Genomic DNA, 19,142 nt, shown 5'->3' on the forward strand with positions numbered 1-19,142 from the left:
GCTCCTCACGCGAGTGAACTGGCTGCGTCGAGCACTGCGTCCTTGATGCGCTGGTAGGTGCCGCATCGGCACAGGTTCGCGCCCATTGACGCGACCACTTCCTGTTCGGTCGGATGCGGGTTCTTGCGCAGGAACGCGACTGCCGTCATGACCTGGCCGCTCTGGCAATAACCGCATTGCGGTACGTCGTGCTTGATCCACGCCGCTTCGACAGCGCGGCCGATCCTGTCATGCTCCATCGCCTCGATCGTCGTGACGTTCCGTCCGGCCACTGCCGACAGCGGGTACGAGCACGCGCGGATCGAATTGCCGTCCAGATGGACCGTGCACGCCCCGCATGCGCTGATGCCGCAACCGAACTTGGTGCCGAACATCTTCAGTTCGTCACGCAGCACCCACAACAAGGGAGTATCGGGTGCGCTGCGGACCACGACCGTCTTGCCGTTGAGCTTGATCGTCGTCATCGATTCCTCCGATTGCATTACCCCGGGACAGGGCGGTGTGTCTCACTGCGCGGGGCAGGGGCCGTCCTTGGCAACCCATTGCCGGAACACCTCGACGAAGGCGTCGTGCGGCATGGGTGGCGGCTGTCGCGGTTCGCCGTTCGGATGCGCGCCCGGCTGCCATGCCCAGTTGACGAGCGGCTCGTGCGAGTTGTGCTCGAGCAGGGCGTTGAGGTCGCGCTTGCCGTTGCGGGCAGGGTCCTTGAGCATGAAGCAGAGCTGAGCGCTCGTCATCGCGACACCGGGCCGCTGCTCCCATGACATGCTGAGCGGCGCGAGATGCCAACCCTTGCCGCCGGGAATGCCGGCCGCAGCGTTGTTGATGGCGCCATGGCAGGCCGCGCACATCGCGCCCGGCACGCCGTTGCCGTCTTGGCCGCGGAGCACGCCGAACTTGTGCACATGACGATCATCGCCCTGGCGCGGGTAGTCGGTCGAAGTGTGGCAGTTGAGGCAGCGCGGGCTCGTCAGCACGCGGTAGATCCGGTCCCATTCGGACGGCTGGGATTGCGCGCTCGCCAGCGCAGAAACGAGGCAACACGCGAGGAACAGAAGCGATGTTTTCGAGCCAATACGCATATGACCCCCGCGCGACATCCACGGATCCCGAAACTCCGGATCCTCGAGTGCTGCATCCGCGTCGTGTGCAATGACGGCTAGCGTACAGACACTCCCACATGTCCGTCAATATCACGAGGCGAGCCGTTTCGAGACTCGGAATCACCTTTCATTTTTCCGGCGTACGGAACGCCAGGCCGGTGCGCGTTGGCAACGCAAGAATGCAAACCCTTCTGCCCCGAGCGTTTATCTATGGGGCGATTCCGCAAAGGGCCGGGGTGTTTCCGCCAAAACCTGCGTCCGTAAAGGGGCCATTTTGCGTTGCGGAATGAGGGTTCGCCGGGGAGAAGGGGCGGATTTCGGGCTTTCGGCCGAATGGCATCCTCCAACCACGGGCGCGCTCAAGTCGTCACAATCCTTCTTCATTTTATGTTCCCCCCGAGTCTTCCCGACCGTGGGCGGGGTGTGGATTGCCAGCGCCCCATGAGAAGGCTCTGCGAAGCCAGGGGCGATGCTTGCCGTCGTGATGGCGCTATCCGCGCCCGCGACCGGTATTTGAAACCAACTTTTATCGATGTCGCGCACGTCGAAATTTTCGAGGAATTATGATAATGAGGTGTCCATACTGCGAGGCTGCTGAATTGATTCATGACACACGTGACGTGCCTTACACCTACAGGGAGGAGACGCAAGGCAGGCATCCGGGCAGATCATGCCGGCAAGTTGCGTCGCCAACTGGCGCGGCTTGACGTGGCGACGAATTCCCGGGATATGGACGTCCCGAATTGGAAACTGCACTTGCTCTCGGGAAACATGGCAGGACATTGGTCGGTGTGGGTTAGCGGCAATTGGCGCCTGACCTTCCGGATGGACGGGGAGGATGCCGAAATTGTCGATTACCAGGACTACCATTGAGGATACCAACATGACGCGAATGCACAATCCGCCGCACCCCGGCGAAACGCTCAAGGAGGACGTGCTGCCCGCCTTGGGGCTGACCGTGACGCAGGCAGCCGAACAGCTCGGCGTGTCTCGGGTGGCGCTGTCTCGCGTGTTGAACGGGCGTGCCGCTATCAGCGCCGACATGGCTATCCGGTTGTCTCAATGGTTGGGAGGCAATCCGGAGGTCTGGCTGCGTGAGCAGCTTCAATACGACCTTTGGCATGCAATGCAAAAGAGCACCGTCAAGGTGAGGCCCGCGGAGGGTGTCTCCGCAGCATGACGGCCGTAGGTACGGCGGCACCACGGTTTGCGGAGCAACGAAAAACGGCTTCCATCGCTGGAAGCCGTTCTCAAGCCACCGTCGGATGCGCTCATGGCTCCCAGCCATTCCCCCCCTCCGACACGACAGCGTTAGGGGGGGAGACGTTGATTCAGCGACTGCAGCCGGAGTGATGCGCAACCACTTGCCCTGGCGCCCATCACAGAGCGTCGTCCTTCATATCTGACTGAACCCGACGCGGGATAGCAGTTCAGAGAATCTGGGATCGAAGCGAGCGCTGTCGAAGGTAGGTTCTGTCCTGAGCTCAATGAAGTCAGGACTGTGCTCATCGTAGGCTTTTTCCAGCCAGCCGAAGGTCTGCTCTTTGTCCCCGAGCGAACCAAACACTTTCGCCATGTTGTAGGGGTGGACGTAGTGCTTGTCGGATTCCGTCTCCAGCGCATCCACGATCTGCTGCATGGCCGCTCTCATGTCGGCGGCAGCGTAGGTCTGGGCCAGCCCCGTCAGCGCCTCTGTGCTCCTCCCGGAAAGCGTTACAGCCTTCTGCATCTCCTCGATTGCGTCATGGAACAACTTCTGTTGCTGGTAGACCAATCCCAGCCTGAAGTGAAGCAGAAAGTGGTTTGGATCGATTTCCAGGGCTTTACGGAGTTCGTCCCGTGCCTGGTCGTATCGCCGAGCAAGGTACAAGATGATGGCAACAGATGAATTCACCACTGAATTCAACGGATCCATCTGTTGGGACTGCCTGACCCTGGCAATGGCCTCTTCGGCTCTGCCTGCCATCATGAGATATTCCGCGTACCAATAATAGGCGATCGCGTGTCCTGGACTCAGGTCAATGGCACGCAGGAAATCCGGTTCCAGATCGATCCAATCCCAATCGTGCAAACGCACATGGGCCAGTGACGCATAAGCCTCACCCAAATCGGGTTCAATCTGCAGCGCTTTCCTGGCTGCCATTTTTGCTTTATGAAACGTTTCGCGCGCAGGGCTCACGCCGCGACATGCAAGCATCGTGTAAGCATCGGCCACGCCATCATAGGCGGCCGCAAAGTTCGGCTGGTGTCCAATAGCGAGCTGAAAATACTCAATGCTCTTTCGCATTCCTTCTTCGGTGCGCGTGGACCAGAAGTGACGCCCCTTGAGATAGGCTTCGTGCGCCTGCGCATCAATGGCAGGAGCACGGTCTAAACGCCCTTGCTCGTGCGGCGTGAGCTTGATCTCAATTTCGCGGGCAATTGCCTTGGCCACCTCGATCTGGAGTGCCAGGATGTCATGTCGGTTCCCCTCGTAGGTCTCGGCCCAAAGGTGCGTTTCGTCGCTTACCCGGATGAGCTGCGCCGCAACCCGTACCCGATCTCCGGCACGCCGGACGCTTCCCTCAAGCACGTGGGAAACCCCGAGGTCTTGGCCAATCTGATGAATTGTCCTGGTCGTGGATTTGTAGCGCATCGCCGAAGTCCGGGCGATTACACCCAGGCGCTCCGGGCTGAGCCGGGCAAGTTGGGTGATCATATCCTCAGTTAAGCCCTCACTGAAGTAATCATATTTGTCGCCGCCACCGAGACTTTCGAACGGAAGCACGACGAGTATCACTCGCCCCGCCGATAGCCATGGATTATTTTGGAGCGCTACTGCTTCCGGTTCACTCCGTTCGCTTTCCACCGGCGCCCTGCCGTCAGGTTGCAAACGCCCCGCTCCATCTTCAGTGAGTGGCGGCCGTCCCGGGGCAGCAGTGACCGGTCGGTGCCGGTTCCGATATAGCGCATCAGTCACAATGATTGCGATTCCAACAAAGACAATCACCGGCCGGACATCGAGCGCCAGGCGCGACAAATGCTCCACCCTCTCTGGCGCAGCAATATAGCGGATTAGTCGAGCGATGAATTCCTGCGGCGCGAAGCCGGTGATGGCCAAGAGGACGCCCCCAATGAACCATTCGCTAACCCGCGCTCGCAACATCGCCCACAGGTGCCCCGGTATTCGCTGTGGGGTTCGTCCGTCTTTTTCATCTTCCATGTCGTCCCCGCATAGAGTCGTGTCGACCAGGCGTTACGGTCCCTGACGCGGCACAGGAAGTTGGGAGGTGGGCCAAGGCGTACACGCCGTCGCAATCTACGCGCGGCGTTCTCTAGCCTACACAAACAGCGCTCATTGTTTCTGGGGCGAGAGGTAGCGCAGCGCTGCGGTCCACTAGTAGCCTTCAAGTGACTCGAACGATTCGTGCGCGCGGGAGGATCAAGAAGATTGCAATTCGTGCCACGCCGACATAGCTACATTAATAAGTATCTGCCTTTCCCAGACGAAAATCTACGCACCACCGTGCAAACCACCCAGCCCCTCCAGTGGATTCGCCCTCGGCGTATAACGCTGTAGTCTTGTGAACTGTAACCTCCCGTTGGTACCACTCAAGGGCTTCGCGTAAGGTGGTCCGTTCGGCTTCGCTGCGATCAACGAAGGTTCCGCGCTTCACGGAAGCCTCGACTTCGAGTGCTCACGACTCGGCTTCGGCTCTTGTGTTGAACGTCTTGACCTGGGGAGGAAAGCCCTTGCGGGCGATACTGGCTTGCCACCGAAGCTCGCCGCGCTTGCGGAAGGATGCCATTGTTTTTGCCTTTACCTGTGTGAGACCTGGCGGCCTCATTTGGACAGATTTTGGACAAAAAACCGGAACCCGGAAAGACAAAGGGGTTAGGCATGGCCTAACCCCTTGTTTTGTTTGGTGGCGAATCAGGGACTCGAACCCCGGACCTGCGGATTATGATTCCGTCGCTCTAACCAACTGAGCTAATTCGCCGTAGAGGAGGAATTATAGGGAGGGCCTATGGGGCTGTCAACACCCTTTTGTAATTTTATTGGCTTATCTCGCGTCCCATGAAAAATGCCGGCCACGCGGGCCGGCATTTCAAAGTGGCATCGGCCGCCCGGACAGACCGGGCGGCCGTGGCGAACGTCAGTCGTTCGCGTAGATGTCCACGTCCTTGGTTTCCCGCACAAACAGCATGCCGATCACGAACGTCACAAGCGCGATGATGATCGGGTACCAGAGGCCCGAGTAGATATCCCCCTTCGCCGCCACCACCGCGAACGCCGTGGCGGGTAGGAAGCCCCCGAACCAGCCGTTGCCGATGTGATACGGCAGCGACATCGAGGTGTAGCGGATCCGTGTCGGGAACAGTTCCACCAGCATCGCCGCGATCGGTCCGTACACCATGGTCACGTAGATCACCAGGATCGTCAGGATCACCACCACCATCGGCTTGTTCATCTGTGCCGAGTCGGCCTTGGGCGGATAGCCGTCGCCCTTCAGTGTCGCGGACATGTCGCCTTCGAACGCCTTGGTCTTGTCCTTCGCGTCCGTCGCCTTGCCGTCGACCGACGAAATCACCTTCTCGCCGATCTTGACTTGCGCCAGCGTACCTGCCGGCGCCGCCTGGTTCTGATAGTTCAGGCCCGCGCGTGCCAGATAGCTCTTGGCGATGTCGCACGACGAGGTGAACTTCGAGGTGCCGACCGGGTTGAACTGGAACGAGCACTCGCTCGGATCGGCGATCACCGTGATCGGCGACCGTTGCGTGGCGGCTTCGAGCGCCGGATTGGCGTAGTGCGTCAGCGCCTTGAACAGCGGGAAGTAGGTCAGCGCGGCGATCAGGCAGCCGGCCATGATGATCGGCTTGCGGCCGATCTTGTCGGACAGCGCGCCGAAGAACACGAAGAACGGGCTGCCGATCAACAGGCTGAGCGCAATCAGGATGTTGGCGGTGTTGCCGTCGACCTTGAGCGTCTGCGTCATGAAGAACAGCGCGTAGAACTGACCCGTGTACCAGACGACTGCCTGGCCGGCGGTCAGGCCGACGAGCGCCAGGATCACGACCTTCAGGTTCTTCCATTGGGCGAACGACTCGGTCAGCGGCGCCTTCGAACCCTTGCCTTCGGCCTTCATGCGCTGGAACGCCGGCGACTCGTTGAGCTGCAGGCGAATCCACAGCGAGACACCCAGCAGCACGACCGACATCACGAACGGCACGCGCCAGCCCCAATCGGCGAATTGCTCTTCACCCATCCACTGACGCGTGCCGAGAATCACCAGCAGCGACAGGAACAGGCCGAGCGTTGCCGTCGTCTGAATCCACGACGTGTAGAAACCGCGGCGGCCGTGCGGGGCGTGCTCGGCCACATACGTGGCGGCGCCGCCGTACTCGCCGCCGAGCGCAAGGCCTTGCAGCAGGCGCATGCCAATGAAGATGACGGGTGCAGCGATGCCCCAGGACGCATAGCCCGGCACCAGACCAACGACCAGCGTGGACAGACCCATCAGCGTAATGGTCACGAGAAACGTGTACTTGCGGCCGACCAGGTCGCCGATACGGCCGAACACGATCGCGCCGAACGGACGCACCGCAAAACCTGCCGCGAACGACAGCAGCGTGAAGATGAACGCCGCGGTCGGATTGATCCCCGAGAAGAAGTGCTTGCTGATGAAGGCGGCCAACGAACCGGCCAGGTAAAAGTCGTACCACTCGAACACCGTGCCGAGGGAAGACGCGAAAATGACCTTTCGCTCCTCACCCGTCATCGGCGCATGGGACGGGGCTGTGGTTGCAGTAGCCATGCGGTTGTCTCCTGTCGTGTTTATATGCACGGCCTGTCGGACCGTTGCACTGATTATTGGCGGGCAACCTTACCTGCGTCTGACGGGAAACTGACGCGAACCTTACGTGTGTAGGGACTTACCCTAGAAATTCGGCTTGCCGATGGCCGGCGTGAGCGGCAACGTCACGCGGAAGAGGGTGCCGGTCGCTTCCGGTTGTTGCGCGTCGACGTGATCGAGCACCTGGACTTCGCCGCGGTGGATCTGCACGATCTCGCGCACGATGGCCAGGCCGAGGCCGCTGCCGTCGCTGTCGCTGCCGAGGATGCGGTAAAAGCGCTCGAATACGCGATGCCGTTCGGCGGCCGGAATGCCGGGGCCGGTGTCCTCGACTTCGACATGCACGAACCCGTCGGAAGGCTCGAGCCGCAAGCGCACCGTGACCTTGCCGCCGAAGGGGGTGTAACGGATCGCATTGTCGATGAGGTTGTTGAGCAACTCGCGCACCATTAACGATTGCCCGGAGAAATGCACCGGAAACGGCGGCTCTTCATAACCGAGGTCAATGCCCTTGGTGAGGGCGGCCTGAACCCAATCCTGCAGCGCACTGCGCGCAAGCGTGCTCAGATTGAACGGGGTGAACGCGGCCGCGTCGTTGGCGCTGTTCTCCGTGCGCGCGAGCGCGAGCAACTGATTGACGAGGCGCGCTGCCTGTTCCGAACTGGCCGCGATTTGCGAAAGCGACCGGCGAAGTTCATCGGGCGACGTCTGACGCAGTGCCAGCTCGGCTTGCGTGCGCAATCCGGCCAGCGGCGTCTTCAACTGATGTGCGGCGTCCGCGATGAAGCGTTGTTGCAGCTTCATGTTCTGTTCAAGGCGTCCGAGCAGTTCGTTCAACGAATTGACGAGCGGTGCGATCTCGGGCGGCGCTTGCCGTGCTTCGAGCGGCGAAAGATCATCGGGACGCCGCGCACGGATGTGCTCCTGCAAGGCATGCAGCGGTGCGAGGCCCCGCGTCAGGCCGAACCAGACCAGCACGATGGCAAGCGGCAGAATCACGAACTGCGGCAGGATCACGCCCTTGATGATTTCGTTGGCGAGCTGACTGCGCTTGTCGAGCGTTTCGGCGACCTGGACGAGCGCCGTGCCGCCCGAGGGCGCAAGGCGCGGCAGGTCGACATAGGTATAGGCGATGCGGATATCGTTGCCGCCGAGCATTTCGTCGCGGAATTGCACGACGCCCGGTTGCGGGCGGTCGTCTTCGTGCGGCAGGGGCAACTCGCTCGTGCCGCCAACCAGTTCGTCCTTTGCGCCGAGTACCTGGTAATAAATGTTGTCAGTCGCGTCGGCGCGCAGCAGATCGCGCGCCGGCATCGGCAGCGACAGCGTGACCTGTCCACGATCAAGGTGCACCTGCTGGGCGAGCACGTAGGTGTTGGTTTCCAGCGTGCGGTCGAAGGGGCCGTTCGCAATCGATTTGGCGACGAGGTACGTCACCGCGATGCTCATCGGCCACAGCAGCAGCAGCGGGGCGAGCATCCAGTCGAGGATTTCCCCGAAAAGCGAGCGGGGCGGCATCTCGATTTCGCGCTCGGCGGGCGCGGCGAAGCCTGGCTTCGCAAACGGGTCGGAGAATGGATCGAACGGATCGGTGGAGCCGGGCGGCAACGGGTCGTGATGCGGCGGCATCCCGGGTTTCACGGGACGCGGAAGACCGTCGGAGGATGCACGATGCCACAGTTTCATACGTCTATGCGCCGGCCTCGCGCGGGTGGGGTGCGCGTATCGCGCTCATCGCCGTCAAACCGCAGTGGCGCTGGCCGGGGCGGGGGTGCTGGACGGCTTTTCCAAACAGTAACCGAGGCCGCGGATGGTTGCGATGCGCACGCCGCTCGGTTCGATCTTCTTGCGCAACCGGTGCATGTAGACTTCGATGGCGTTGTTGCTCACTTCCTCGCCCCAACCGCAAAGATGGTCGACGAGCTGCTCCTTCGACACGAGGCGGCCGGTGCGCAGCAGTAGAACCTCGAGCAATTCGAGTTCACGCGCCGACAGGTCGAGCATCTGCTCATGAATATAGGCGGTGCGGCCGACCTGATCGAACGACAGCGGGCCATGCCGGATGACGGTCGAGCCGCCGCCGGCGCCGCGCCGGGTGAGGGCGCGCACCCGCGCTTCGAGTTCCGCAAGTGCGAATGGCTTGGCCATGTAATCGTCTGCGCCCAGATCGAGTCCCTTCACGCGTTCGTCGACACTGTCGGAGGCGGTAAGGATCAGGACGGGCAGATGGGAATTGCGTGCGCGCAGGCGGCGCAGGACTTCGAGGCCGGGCAGGCGGGGCAGGCCAAGGTCGAGGATCAGCAGGTCGAACGTTTGCGCCGCGAGTGCCGAATCGGCTTCGAGGCCGGTCTTCACATGATCCACGGCGTAGCCCGCCTGGCGCAGCGAGCGTGTCAGGGCGTCGGCCAGAATGCTGTCATCCTCTGCGATGAGAATTCGCATGGGCGTGATAGGCTTATCGATACACCGGCGCGTGTCGTGGCGATCCGGCGAGTCTCCGTTGTAGGCGCGTGGTCGCGGCTTTTTTCTGTCGTATCGGCGCAATCGGACAACAGGCACTTGCAAAAAACACTGGTTTTTTATACAGTGCTGACATCACGCCTCACTCGAGCCGTCTCGCTCATCATATCAAAGGACGATTCATGGAAGAAAGCAAGAAAGGGTCCGCCGCCCTGTCGGCCGAGAAAGGCAAGGCACTGGCTGCCGCGCTCGCGCAGATCGAAAAGCAGTTCGGCAAGGGCTCGATCATGCGTCTCGGCGATAGCGATGTCGCAGAGAACATCCAGGTTGTCTCGACCGGCTCGCTGGGCCTCGATATCGCGCTGGGCGTCGGCGGTCTGCCGCGCGGTCGTGTCGTGGAAATCTACGGCCCGGAATCGTCGGGCAAGACCACGCTGACGTTGCAGGTCGTCGCCGAAATGCAGAAGCTGGGCGGTACATGCGCGTTTATCGACGCCGAACACGCGCTGGACGTCGGCTACGCCAACAAGCTGGGCGTGTCGGTGCCGGAACTGTTGATCTCGCAGCCGGATACGGGCGAGCAGGCGCTGGAAATCGCCGACGCGCTGGTGCGCTCGGGCTCAATCGACCTGATCGTGATCGACTCGGTGGCGGCGCTCGTGCCGAAGGCCGAAATCGAAGGCGAAATGGGAGATTCCCTGCCGGGCCTGCAGGCGCGTCTGATGTCGCAAGCGCTGCGCAAGCTGACAGGCACGATCAAGCGCACCAACTGCATGGTGATCTTCATCAACCAGATCCGCATGAAAATTGGCGTGATGTTTGGCAACCCGGAAACAACCACGGGCGGCAACGCGCTGAAGTTCTACGCCTCGGTGCGCCTGGACATCCGCCGTATCGGTTCGATCAAGAAGGGCGACGAAGTCATTGGCAACGAAACGCGCGTGAAGGTTGTGAAAAACAAAGTCTCGCCGCCGTTCCGCGAAGCCATCTTCGACATTCTTTACGGTGCGGGCATCTCGCGCGAAGGCGAAATCATCGATCTGGGCGTCGGCGCGAAGATCGTCGAGAAGTCCGGTGCGTGGTACAGCTATAACGGTGAGAAGATCGGTCAAGGCAAGGACAACGCACGCGAGTTCCTGCGCGAGAATCCCGATCTGGCCCGTGAGATCGAAAACAAGGTGCGTGCCGCTGTCGGCGTCACGGCGGCCAATGAAACGGGCGAGATCGAAACTGAAGACGAAGCTTGACCCGTTGTTGCATCTTTTTGCGGGCGTGAGACCGGCATCGCTTGAGATGCCGGTTTTCCGATTGCATTCACGCTTACGAGAGGCATGCGCATGATCTCGCGCACGCGGCGGCCGTCGAAATCCTCCGGCGGCGCGCCAGATTCTCCGCCGGATTTTGCGCCGGCTTCTCCACCGGCTTCTCCGCCGGATTTTGCACCGGCTTCTCCGCCGGATTTTGCACCGGCTTCTCCTTCGGATTCCCTCTATCGACGCTCGTCCGAGCGCCGCGCGAACGAACGAACCGATGCCGTCCCGGCGAAGCGGGGCAAGCCCGTGCTTAGCCTGAAGGGCCGCGCGCTCGGTTATCTTTCCCGCCGCGAATACAGCCGCGCCGAGCTGCGCCGCAAGCTGCTTCCCCATACCGACGATCCGGACGAAATTGATCGTCTGCTCGATTCGCTCGAACGCGACAAATATCTCTCGAACGATCGTTTTGCCGAGAGCGTCGTGCATCGACGTGCACAACGTGTGGGTACGTCGCGCATCGTCGGCGAACTCAAACAGCATCAGGTTGACCCTGCCAAGGTCGCCGCACTGGCCGAACAATTGCGCGATACCGAATTGGCACGCGCGCGCGCCGTCTGGCAGAAAAAATTCGGGGAAGTGGCCACGACGCCGGAAGACCGCGCACGCCAAATGCGCTTTCTGGCCAGCCGCGGCTTTTCCCATGCCGTGATCGGTAAAGTCGTAAGCGGCGCCGACGAATTTCCCGACGATTCGTAGGGTCACTCCCCGTCGCGGCAAGAGAACGCATGGGGGTGCACGCCCCGCGATGCCGCATTGCACAAGGATTTGCACCTTATTTAACCGACCGGACGGTCGGGTTTTGCCGGGCGGATGGCCGGTTCGCTTGTGCGACCGCGAAAGCGGGCAACTTGCGTATGCTAGAATCAAGATCTTTCCGCGTTCATGCACCGCACATTCGCATGCCGCTCTCAGAGCCCGCCCCTCGTACCCTGCGTCACCGTCGCGCCATCGAAGTCGAAGCTTTCGTGCGCGACGATGGCCTATGGGATATCGAAGCCCGTCTGACCGACCACAAAACACGTGATTTTGCGTTGGCGACGGGCATTCGGCCATTGGGCGAGCCGATTCACGAGTTGTGGCTGCGCGTCACCATCGACGATCAATTCACCGTGCTGGACGCCGAGGCTGCCTCCGACTGGGTACCGTATCCGGGCATCTGCGATGCCATCGGTACCGCCTACCGCCAGCTGATCGGCTTGAACCTGCGTCGCGGTTTCCGCCATGCGGTGCGCGAGCGGCTGGCAGGCGCGGCAGGCTGCACTCACATCACTGAGCTGTGCAGCGTGTTGCCCACGGCGGCGATCCAGGCATTCACGGGCGAAGTCATCGACACGCGCGACACTGCCGGCGCAGGCGACAATTCGGATTCACCCCCTTTCCAACTCGGACATTGCCACGCCCTGCGGTTTGACGGTGAGGCGGTGCGCCGGTTTTACCCGCGCTGGTTCAACGGCCGCGCAAACGATCGAGCGAACGAACCCACGACGGGCGCCACGGAAGCGTCTCGCGATGGCACTTCGGCTCGCACGCTCGAACCCAAACTTCCAACTCAGCAAGAAGGGAATCACGCATGAAGATTCATGAGTATCAAGGCAAGGAAATCCTCCGAAAATTCGGAGTCGCGGTGCCCCGCGGCATTCCGGCGTTTTCCGTGGATGAGGCCATGAAGGCAGCCGAAGAACTCGGCGGTCCGGTTTGGGTGGTCAAGGCCCAGATTCACGCGGGTGGTCGCGGTAAGGGCGGCGGCGTGAAGGTGGCCAAGTCGCTCGAGCAAGTGCGCGAATACGCCAACCAGATCCTCGGCATGCAACTGGTCACGCACCAGACCGGTCCGGAAGGCCAGAAGGTCAACCGCCTGCTGATCGAAGAAGGCGCCGACATCAAGAACGAACTGTACGTCAGTCTCGTCGTCGACCGCGTGTCGCAGAAGATCGTGCTGATGGGCTCGAGCGAAGGCGGCATGGACATCGAAGAAGTCGCCGCAAAGCACCCGGAACTGATCCACAAGGTGATCGTCGAGCCGTCGAAGGGCCTGCAGGACGCAGAAGCCGACGACCTGGCCAAGAAGATCGGCGTCCCCGACGCTTCGATTCCGCAAGCCCGCGCGATCCTGCAAGGTCTGTACAAGGCCTTCTGGGAAACCGATGCATCGCTGGCCGAAATCAACCCGCTGAACGTTGACGGCAACGGCAAGGTCACCGCCCTGGACGCCAAGTTCAACTTCGATTCGAATGCCCTGTTCCGCCATCCGGAAATCGTCGCCTACCGCGATCTGGATGAAGAAGATCCGGCCGAAGTCGAAGCCTCGAAGTTCGATCTGGCTTACATCTCGCTCGACGGCAACATCGGCTGCCTGGTGAACGGCGCCGGCTTGGCCATGGCGACGATGGATACGATCAAGCTGTTTGGCGGCGAACCGGCGAACTTCCTGGACGTGGGCGGTGGCGCCACGACGGAGAAGGTCACGGAAGCCTTCAAGATCATGCTGAAGAACCCGAACCTGACCGCCATCCTGGTCAACATCTTCGGCGGCATCATGCGCTGCGACGTCATCGCCGAAGGCGTGATCGCGGCTTCGAAGGCCGTTTCGCTGAAGGTGCCGCTGGTCGTCCGCATGAAGGGCACCAACGAAGACCTGGGCAAGAAGATGCTGGCGGAATCCGGCCTGCCGATCATTGCTGCGGACAGCATGGAAGAAGCTGCCCAGAAGGTTGTGACGGCTGCCAAAGGCAACTAACGAAAACTGTTGAGCCGCAGCGAGGCGCCGCAGTGATCTGCCAGCGCCTGACGCTGCCCGGCAACCGGATGAAGGAAATAAGCAATGTCGATTCTGATTAACAAAGACACCAAGGTCATCACCCAAGGTATCACCGGCAAGACCGGTCAGTTCCACACGCGCATGTGCCGTGAATACGCCAACGGCAAGAATGCCTACGTCGCCGGCGTGAACCCGAAGAAGGCCGGTGAGGACTTCGAGGGCATCCCCATTTTCGGTTCGGTCAAGGACGCCAAGGCACAAACCGGCGCGACCGTTTCGGTGATCTACGTCCCGCCCGCAGGCGCTGCCGCCGCGATCTGGGAAGCCGTCGAAGCCGATCTGGACCTGGCGATCTGCATCACGGAAGGGATTCCCGTGCGCGACATGATCGAAGTGAAGGACCGCATGCGCCGTGAAGGTCGCAAGACGCTGCTGCTCGGACCGAACTGCCCGGGCGTCATCACGCCGGACGAGCTGAAGATCGGCATCATGCCGGGCCACATTCACAAGAAGGGCCGCATCGGCGTCGTGTCGCGTTCGGGCACCCTGACGTACGAAGCCGTCGGTCAATTGACGGCACTGGGCCTGGGCCAATCGAGCGCTGTCGGTATCGGCGGCGACCCGATCAACGGTCTGAAGCACATCGACGTCATGAAGATGTTCAACGACGATCCGGATACGGACGCCGTGATCATGATCGGTGAAATCGGCGGTCCGGACGAAGCCGAAGCCGCTTACTGGGTCAAGGACAACATGAAGAAGCCGGTCGTCGGCTTCATCGCGGGTGTCACGGCGCCGGCAGGCAAGCGCATGGGCCACGCCGGCGCGCTGATTTCGGGCGGTGCCGATACGGCCGAAGCGAAGCTGGAAATCATGGAGGCCTGCGGTATCACGGTCACCAAGAACCCGTCGGAAATGGCGCGTCTGCTGAAGGCCAAGCTGTAATACAGCCCCATCGTACGATGTGCCGCCTGCCGGAACCGGCGGGCGGCTTGGGTGTCTGAGGAAGAGGGAATCCGGCTTGCCGGGTTCCCTCTTTCGTTATTGTGACGGCATCGTCATCTGATATTGTCGTATTTTCCGGAAAAGGAACCCCCGGCATGTTTGAGTTCTTCGTTGAACTGAATTGGGCAGCGGTGCTGCAAATCATCATGATCGACATCCTGCTGGGTGGCGATAATGCCGTGGTGATTGCGCTGGCCTGTCGCAATTTGCCGGCCAAGCAGCGTTTGCAAGGCGTGATGTGGGGGACCGCCGGCGCCATCATCCTGCGGGTGATCCTGATCGCCTTCGCCGTCACGCTGCTCAATATTCCGTTCCTGAAGGCCATCGGCGGCCTGCTGCTGCTCTGGATCGGCGTGAAGCTGATGTTGCCCGACGCAGATGCGCACGACAACGTGAAGCCTGCCGACAAGCTCTGGACCGCCATCAAGACGATCATCATTGCCGACCTCGTCATGAGCGTCGACAACGTCATCGCCATCGCCGGCGCGGCGCAGGGTGCGGCCGATCATCATCAGATGCCGCTGATCATCTTCGGTCTCATCGTCTCGATTCCGTTGATCGTGTGGGGCTCGCAACTCGTGCTCAAGCTGCTCGACCGCTTCCCGATCATCGTCATGGCCGGCGCCGCGCTGCTCGGCTGGATCGCGGGCGGACTCCTGGTCACCGACAAGGGCGTGGTGCCGTATATGCCGTTCGATCCCGAAGTGGCGCATTACGCCGCGGCTGTGCTCGGCGCCGCGTTTGTCGTCGTCGTCGGCTTGATCCTCAAGAAACGTCAGACGGCGCGCCAGGTCGGCGCGGCGTCGAAGTAAGCGGCACTCGGATTAACGGACGATGCCGCTCGGCATCGTCCGGTTTTGATCCGGGGCAGGGGCGGCGCGGCCGGCCTGTGGCATACTCCGCCCACAGTTTTCCTGCATTCCATTCAACGCTTTCCCCAGGGAGTTTCATGATGCGTCGTACAGGCCGCCGGGTTGCCGGCATCGCCAAGCCCAAGGGCTTTACCCTGATCGAACTGATGATCGTGCTCGCGATCATCGGTGTGTTGGTGATGGCCGGCGTGCCGTACCTGCAGAACTACCTGATCCGCGCACGCGTCGTGGAGGGGCTTGGCGCGGCTGCCGGTGCCAAGACGCTCGTGAACGAGAACGCCATGCATGGTGCGCCGTTTTCGAACGGCTGGGAGGCGCCTGCCGCCACCGACAACGTGAACGCGGTCACAATCGACAATGCGAGCGGCGCCGTCACGGTCGCGTACACACAACGCGCTGGCGACGGCGCTATCGTGCTGGTGCCGACCGCCCGTGCCGCGAATGGCGACGGGCAAGCGCTCACCGTGGGGCAAACGCCGCAGGGCCAGATTGTCTGGGTCTGTTACGCCCAGGGCAAGCAGAACGCGCCGGGCGGCGCCACGCTGCCGGCCAAGTACGCGCCGGCCGAGTGCCGCGACGCCACGCCGGCGACGTAACCTCGACACAAACCATTTGCCTGCATGCCGGGCCCCGTCCGGATCTGACGACGGCGGGCCCTGGCCCGGCAGCGCGCCGCATTCGTCCCCGCACCAGCCACTTTTTGGGTATGCTTTGCGCTTTGCCCGAACTCCCCTTTTGCGGCGGCGACCTTGTTTCCTCCTCTGCTTCTTTCCCTGATCGGCCTGACTGTCGGTCTGATCTGGGCCTGGCCATATAACCTGGTCCGGCACACCTACCCGATTTCCACGTTCTACTCCGAGAGCCTGTGCTTTGCGCTGTTCGTGGTGTTGACCGTGTTGTTGATGATCGCCGTTCAGCGGCGCGATGCCCGGCAACTGCAAACGCCACGTATTGCGCTGATGCCGCTCGGCTTTCTCGCCGTCGTTCTGCTCCAGAAGGCGCTGATCCCTACCGAACTGCCGACGCTGCAGGCGACCGCGGTGTTATACGGTCTGGCCATGCTGGCCGCTGTGCACTGCGGATTCTGGGCCGCGCAACTCGGATGGCGCGACGCGATGATGCGCTGGAGCGCGGCCGCGCTGACGATTGGCGGGCTGTATGCCGTCGGGGCGCAGCTGATGCAGGCATTTCATCTCGAGCCGTCGCTGCCGTGGCTCGTTGCGCAGTACACGGTCAAGGTCGCGCGGCGGCTGTTCGGCAATATGTACCAGCCAAACCATCTGGCGACGTATCTTTCGCTCGCCAGCGCCGGCGCGTTCTATCTCTGGTATTTGCGCCGCTTGCCGGGCTGGGCGTGGGTGCCCATTGCCGCCGCACTTGACATCGGCATCGCGCTGACCGCGTCGCGTACGCCATGGCTGCAACTGGGGCTGCTTGCGGCCGCCGGCCTGTGGATGGTCTGGCTGGAGCGCGCCGAAACGCCGCACACGATGCGCAGGGCGCTACGCTGGTGGGTGCCGGTCGCGATCCTGCCGTTGATGGCGGTGATGACTGAAGGGGTGCATTGGGCCGACGCCGCGTTTCATCTGCAACTGGAAGGCAGCGCCATGGAGCGCCTGCAACAGGCCGGGCAGGTGTCCGGGCGCCTGAATCTGTGGCGCTACGGATGGGGCATTTTCGAGCAGCATTGGCTGTTCGGCGCCGGGTGGTCGAATTACCTCGACGCACAATTCGCGCTGGCCAGCACGCTCGGGCCGGTGGAGATGGCCGACAACGCGCACAATGCGGTGCTCGACATGCTCGCCAAGGGCGGCATCATAGGCGTGATAATGGTGTTCGTGCCGCTGCTGTTCTGGTGCGTGCGCGCGGTACGCGGCCTGAAATCGGCACCGGTCACGTTGGCTTTCATCCTGCTCGGCATGCTGGCAGTGCACGCCATGCTTGAATATCCGCAGCATTACGCGTTCTTCCTGCTGCCCGCGATGTTCCTGCTCGGGTTCGCCGAGACGCGCGCGTTCGAACGCATCAAGCCTGCCGCGGTCGGCACCGTCAACGCACTGATTGCGGTGTTGGGATGTGTGATGCTGGTCTACCTGCATCTGGACTATCGGCGTGCGGAAGTGGCCTACCGCGCGGGCCAGATCGAGGCATATCGCAGCAATCCGGCCCGGTTCTTTGCCCCGTATGGTGACTATGCGGTGACGGGGGCGTTGCAACTCGATCGCGATTCGCTGGACGAGAAGCTTGCCGCGCATCGTCAAGCCATGGCGCTCGGTGCGGGGGCGACCATGATCAAGCGCTATGTCGTGCTGTTGGCGTTGGCAGGCCGGGACGACGAGGCGCTCGAGGATGTTCGCCGGCTGAAGAACTACAACTCGGGATGGTTCGATCGCGAGTACGCGGCGCTCGTTGCCATGTGCCGCGCCCAAGGCGAGGCATTGAAACCGTTTACGAAGAAGCTCACACGCGAGTTCGGTCCCGCGAAGGGCGTGCCGCCGGCGGAAGACGACGCGGCCATCTCGGCGCCGGCACCCCGGCAGGGCGCACGGCTCGCCTAGGGCCGGTTCACGCGACTATCGGACCCGCAGCGGTGTGCGGCGTTATGCCGTGCCCGCCGTTTTTCCCGCGGCCGTGCCAGCCTTCCCGTCTGATTCGCCCCCTGCGTCTGCCCCCGCTGCGTTCTCCTCGTCCCCTCGGGCCCAGAAGAACCGGTCGGGAAAGTGCCGGCCCATGCCGGGGCGGAACGCGTTGAGCGTGACTTGCTGAAGATATTCCTGCGCCTCGCGCACGGCTTCGGGCATGTCGAGTCCGTTCGCGAGCATCGCCGCCACGGCGGCGGCAAGCGTATCAACGGCGCCGGCGATGTTGTGCGGCGGACGATCCCAGGCATCTTCACGAACCACGCCGTCATCGCTGTGCAGCGTGTGCGTCCATTGCGGGCCGCTCGTGTCGCTCACCAGCACGAACTCGCAACCGTGCTCGAGCAGCGCGGCAACGGCTTCGTCCAGCGTCGGATTTTCGTTTTCGATCGTGGCCTGCGCCAGCGCGATGACGGTGGCGGGGCTGGCAACCAGCACGCTCGATTGCGGTGCAAGCAGGCTGGCCGTCGCTTCGCGCAGTTCGTCGGCCGACAGCAAATGCTCGCCGGCCAGCGAGAAGTCGGGCGCAATGACCAACGGGGTGTCGTCGTAATCCGCCACGATCTCCGCGACCGCGGCAACGTTCTCGGCGTTGACTGCGCCGCCGACCTTGAACGCGGCCACCGGCATGTCCTCGAGCAGCATGCGTGCCTGGTCGATGACCCAGTCGGGATCGACGGCAACCACGTCGTCGAGATTGCGGGAGTCCTGTGTCGAATATCCTGTCAGGACAGACACGCCGTAACCGCCCATGCTGGCGAACGTCAGCAGGTCGGCTTGCACGCCGGTGGCGGAGGTCGGATCGGCCAGGCCGAAGGTGAGAATGATGGGCGGGGAATCGATTTGCATGTATTGCCGTCTGGCGTGGGGTGTGCGATCTGGTCAGGGGGTGGGTTCCACGGTACCATCACGCCTTAAGCCATTGTAACGGAACGCTTGTCGCTGAAGAAGAATGGAATACAAGAGCTGGATGTGCCTGATTTGCGGCTGGATTTACGACGAAGCGGCGGGAGCGCCCGATGACGGCATTGCGCCCGGCACCCTTTGGGCGGACGTCCCGATGAACTGGACGTGCCCGGAGTGCGGTGCGCGCAAGGAAGACTTTGAAATGGTCCAGATCTAGGGCCTGTTCCGGCCCAACCCCGCCATCCCCGCCCG

At 62.1% G+C, this 19,142-nt stretch carries 19 protein-coding genes and 1 tRNA gene; 12 read left to right on the forward strand and 8 right to left on the reverse strand.

The window, feature by feature from the left end:
• Positions 1-5: 5 nt before the first annotated feature.
• A complete protein-coding gene (locus PTE30175_RS07105; RefSeq protein WP_150696379.1) occupies positions 6-464 on the reverse strand; it encodes a (2Fe-2S)-binding protein in 459 nt (152 codons plus the stop codon).
• Positions 465-506: 42 nt separating this feature from the next.
• Complete coding sequence (locus PTE30175_RS07110; protein WP_150696380.1) at positions 507-1,082, reverse strand: hypothetical protein; 576 nt, start codon at positions 1,080-1,082, stop codon at positions 507-509.
• Positions 1,083-1,672: 590 nt separating this feature from the next.
• Here PTE30175_RS07110 and PTE30175_RS28535 point away from each other — a divergent pair.
• From PTE30175_RS28535 to PTE30175_RS07125, 3 genes are read left to right on the forward strand one after another with little or no spacing between them, the layout of a single operon-like run.
• The gene (locus tag PTE30175_RS28535) at positions 1,673-1,810 is read left to right on the forward strand and encodes a type II toxin-antitoxin system MqsA family antitoxin (protein WP_150696381.1); all 138 of its coding nucleotides are present in this window, start codon (positions 1,673-1,675) and stop codon (positions 1,808-1,810) included.
• Complete coding sequence (locus tag PTE30175_RS07120) at positions 1,785-1,976, forward strand: type II toxin-antitoxin system RelE/ParE family toxin (protein ID WP_224788637.1); 192 nt, start codon at positions 1,785-1,787, stop codon at positions 1,974-1,976. Before PTE30175_RS28535 ends, PTE30175_RS07120 begins: the two co-directional genes overlap by 26 nt.
• A 10-nt stretch (positions 1,977-1,986) precedes the next feature.
• A complete protein-coding gene (locus PTE30175_RS07125) occupies positions 1,987-2,283 on the forward strand; it encodes a HigA family addiction module antitoxin (protein WP_150696383.1) in 297 nt (98 codons plus the stop codon).
• A 216-nt stretch (positions 2,284-2,499) separates the two neighbouring features.
• Here the strand turns inward: PTE30175_RS07125 and PTE30175_RS07130 are convergent, their stop codons facing one another.
• The 5 genes from PTE30175_RS07130 to PTE30175_RS07150 all read right to left on the reverse strand — a co-directional run bounded on the left by PTE30175_RS07130 (position 2,500) and on the right by PTE30175_RS07150 (position 9,379).
• Positions 2,500-4,305, reverse strand: a complete 1,806-nt coding sequence (locus tag PTE30175_RS07130; protein ID WP_150696384.1) for a tetratricopeptide repeat protein — start codon at positions 4,303-4,305, stop codon at positions 2,500-2,502.
• Between the two features lie 701 nt (positions 4,306-5,006).
• Positions 5,007-5,083 (reverse strand) — tRNA-Met (locus tag PTE30175_RS07135).
• Positions 5,084-5,239: 156 nt separating this feature from the next.
• The gene (locus PTE30175_RS07140; RefSeq protein WP_150696385.1) at positions 5,240-6,898 is read right to left on the reverse strand and encodes an MFS transporter; all 1,659 of its coding nucleotides are present in this window, start codon (positions 6,896-6,898) and stop codon (positions 5,240-5,242) included.
• A 123-nt stretch (positions 6,899-7,021) separates the two neighbouring features.
• Complete coding sequence (locus PTE30175_RS07145) at positions 7,022-8,566, reverse strand: sensor histidine kinase (RefSeq protein WP_150696621.1); 1,545 nt, start codon at positions 8,564-8,566, stop codon at positions 7,022-7,024.
• Positions 8,567-8,677: 111 nt separating this feature from the next.
• Positions 8,678-9,379 (reverse strand): response regulator, encoded by a 702-nt coding sequence (locus PTE30175_RS07150; protein WP_150696386.1) that lies wholly within the window; start codon positions 9,377-9,379, stop codon positions 8,678-8,680.
• Positions 9,380-9,579: 200 nt separating this feature from the next.
• On the opposite strand from PTE30175_RS07150, the gene recA reads away from it, so the two are divergent.
• The 8 genes from recA (at position 9,580) to PTE30175_RS07190 (ending at position 17,903) form a co-directional block, all read left to right on the forward strand.
• Positions 9,580-10,644, forward strand: a complete 1,065-nt coding sequence (recA, locus tag PTE30175_RS07155) for a recombinase RecA (protein WP_150696387.1) — start codon at positions 9,580-9,582, stop codon at positions 10,642-10,644.
• Positions 10,645-10,956: 312 nt separating this feature from the next.
• On the forward strand, positions 10,957-11,406 hold the full coding sequence (gene recX / locus PTE30175_RS07160; RefSeq protein WP_338044416.1) for a recombination regulator RecX: 450 nt from the start codon (positions 10,957-10,959) through the stop codon (positions 11,404-11,406).
• A 203-nt stretch (positions 11,407-11,609) separates the two neighbouring features.
• On the forward strand, positions 11,610-12,284 hold the full coding sequence (locus PTE30175_RS07165) for a DUF2889 domain-containing protein (protein WP_150696389.1): 675 nt from the start codon (positions 11,610-11,612) through the stop codon (positions 12,282-12,284).
• On the forward strand, positions 12,281-13,447 hold the full coding sequence (gene sucC / locus PTE30175_RS07170; RefSeq protein WP_150696390.1) for an ADP-forming succinate--CoA ligase subunit beta: 1,167 nt from the start codon (positions 12,281-12,283) through the stop codon (positions 13,445-13,447). The genes PTE30175_RS07165 and sucC overlap by 4 nt, the downstream gene beginning before the upstream one ends.
• A gap of 84 nt (positions 13,448-13,531) precedes the next feature.
• On the forward strand, positions 13,532-14,413 hold the full coding sequence (sucD, locus tag PTE30175_RS07175) for a succinate--CoA ligase subunit alpha (protein WP_150696391.1): 882 nt from the start codon (positions 13,532-13,534) through the stop codon (positions 14,411-14,413).
• Between the two features lie 155 nt (positions 14,414-14,568).
• Complete coding sequence (locus PTE30175_RS07180) at positions 14,569-15,285, forward strand: TerC family protein (RefSeq protein WP_150696392.1); 717 nt, start codon at positions 14,569-14,571, stop codon at positions 15,283-15,285.
• 137 nt (positions 15,286-15,422) lie between these two features.
• Positions 15,423-15,941, forward strand: coding sequence for a pilin (locus PTE30175_RS07185; RefSeq protein ID WP_224788638.1), 519 nt, complete (start codon positions 15,423-15,425; stop codon positions 15,939-15,941).
• 153 nt (positions 15,942-16,094) lie between these two features.
• Positions 16,095-17,903: an O-antigen ligase family protein gene (locus tag PTE30175_RS07190; protein WP_150696393.1), complete on the forward strand. Its 1,809-nt coding sequence runs from the start codon at positions 16,095-16,097 to the stop codon at positions 17,901-17,903.
• Between the two features lie 42 nt (positions 17,904-17,945).
• Here the strand turns inward: PTE30175_RS07190 and thiD are convergent, their stop codons facing one another.
• On the reverse strand, positions 17,946-18,833 hold the full coding sequence (thiD, locus tag PTE30175_RS07195; protein WP_150696394.1) for a bifunctional hydroxymethylpyrimidine kinase/phosphomethylpyrimidine kinase: 888 nt from the start codon (positions 18,831-18,833) through the stop codon (positions 17,946-17,948).
• Between the two features lie 103 nt (positions 18,834-18,936).
• On the opposite strand from thiD, the gene PTE30175_RS07200 reads away from it, so the two are divergent.
• The gene (locus tag PTE30175_RS07200; RefSeq protein WP_150696395.1) at positions 18,937-19,107 is read left to right on the forward strand and encodes a rubredoxin; all 171 of its coding nucleotides are present in this window, start codon (positions 18,937-18,939) and stop codon (positions 19,105-19,107) included.
• Positions 19,108-19,142: the final 35 nt, after the last annotated feature.

Source organism: Pandoraea terrae, from assembly GCF_902459695.1.
In the GTDB taxonomy this organism is placed as follows: domain Bacteria; phylum Pseudomonadota; class Gammaproteobacteria; order Burkholderiales; family Burkholderiaceae; genus Pandoraea; species Pandoraea terrae.

What these genes read in the sequence shown, in the direction of transcription:
- PTE30175_RS07185 (WP_224788638.1), top strand. Translation starts at nt 15,423, where the DNA reads ATGATGCGTCGTACAGGCCGCCGGGTTGCCGGCATCGCCAAGCCCAAG.
- PTE30175_RS07110 (WP_150696380.1), bottom strand. Translation starts at nt 1,082, where the DNA reads ATGCGTATTGGCTCGAAAACATCGCTTCTGTTCCTCGCGTGTTGCCTC.
- sucC (WP_150696390.1), top strand. Translation starts at nt 12,281, where the DNA reads ATGAAGATTCATGAGTATCAAGGCAAGGAAATCCTCCGAAAATTCGGA.
- PTE30175_RS07200 (WP_150696395.1), top strand. Translation starts at nt 18,937, where the DNA reads ATGGAATACAAGAGCTGGATGTGCCTGATTTGCGGCTGGATTTACGAC.
- PTE30175_RS07180 (WP_150696392.1), top strand. Translation starts at nt 14,569, where the DNA reads ATGTTTGAGTTCTTCGTTGAACTGAATTGGGCAGCGGTGCTGCAAATC.
- PTE30175_RS28535 (WP_150696381.1), top strand. Translation starts at nt 1,673, where the DNA reads ATGAGGTGTCCATACTGCGAGGCTGCTGAATTGATTCATGACACACGT.
- PTE30175_RS07140 (WP_150696385.1), bottom strand. Translation starts at nt 6,898, where the DNA reads ATGGCTACTGCAACCACAGCCCCGTCCCATGCGCCGATGACGGGTGAG.
- sucD (WP_150696391.1), top strand. Translation starts at nt 13,532, where the DNA reads ATGTCGATTCTGATTAACAAAGACACCAAGGTCATCACCCAAGGTATC.
- PTE30175_RS07130 (WP_150696384.1), bottom strand. Translation starts at nt 4,305, where the DNA reads ATGGAAGATGAAAAAGACGGACGAACCCCACAGCGAATACCGGGGCAC.
- PTE30175_RS07165 (WP_150696389.1), top strand. Translation starts at nt 11,610, where the DNA reads ATGCCGCTCTCAGAGCCCGCCCCTCGTACCCTGCGTCACCGTCGCGCC.
- recA (WP_150696387.1), top strand. Translation starts at nt 9,580, where the DNA reads ATGGAAGAAAGCAAGAAAGGGTCCGCCGCCCTGTCGGCCGAGAAAGGC.
- PTE30175_RS07125 (WP_150696383.1), top strand. Translation starts at nt 1,987, where the DNA reads ATGACGCGAATGCACAATCCGCCGCACCCCGGCGAAACGCTCAAGGAG.
- PTE30175_RS07145 (WP_150696621.1), bottom strand. Translation starts at nt 8,566, where the DNA reads ATGCCGCCGCATCACGACCCGTTGCCGCCCGGCTCCACCGATCCGTTC.
- PTE30175_RS07150 (WP_150696386.1), bottom strand. Translation starts at nt 9,379, where the DNA reads ATGCGAATTCTCATCGCAGAGGATGACAGCATTCTGGCCGACGCCCTG.
- PTE30175_RS07105 (WP_150696379.1), bottom strand. Translation starts at nt 464, where the DNA reads ATGACGACGATCAAGCTCAACGGCAAGACGGTCGTGGTCCGCAGCGCA.
- thiD (WP_150696394.1), bottom strand. Translation starts at nt 18,833, where the DNA reads ATGCAAATCGATTCCCCGCCCATCATTCTCACCTTCGGCCTGGCCGAT.